Origin of the sequence: Lysinibacillus sp. GbtcB16, assembly GCF_019091145.1 — a bacterium.
GTDB lineage: Bacteria > Bacillota > Bacilli > Bacillales_A > Planococcaceae > Lysinibacillus > Lysinibacillus fusiformis.
Map to the genome: position 1 here is coordinate 1 of NZ_JAGXJV010000376.1, position 273 is coordinate 273.

Genomic DNA, 273 nt, shown 5'->3' on the forward strand with positions numbered 1-273 from the left:
TTGAAGCACTAGGGCCTTATAAGCTGGATACAGGCGACGCTTCAACCGGATTCAGCGATGTTGCTGCAGATGCCTGGTATGCAGCGTATGTTGCCCGAGCTGCACAGATCGGGCTGGTGCAAGGGGCAGCCGGCCGGTTCCGTCCGAATGAGGCCGTCTCTCGCGAAGAGCTGGCTGTGCTGTTCCAGCGTTTTGCCGAGCTGCGTGGCATGGTGCCGTCAGACGCTTCGGAGCAGGGAGATTTGGATGCTTTTGCAGATGCAGGCAGCATCT

General features: G+C 59.0%; 1 protein-coding gene. It reads left to right on the plus strand.

Features of this window, described 5'->3' with window-relative positions; translation table 11 throughout:
• Positions 1-273, plus strand: a 273-nt coding sequence (locus KVT27_RS24605; RefSeq protein WP_217582173.1) for an S-layer homology domain-containing protein, incomplete at both ends; no start/stop codon positions are given.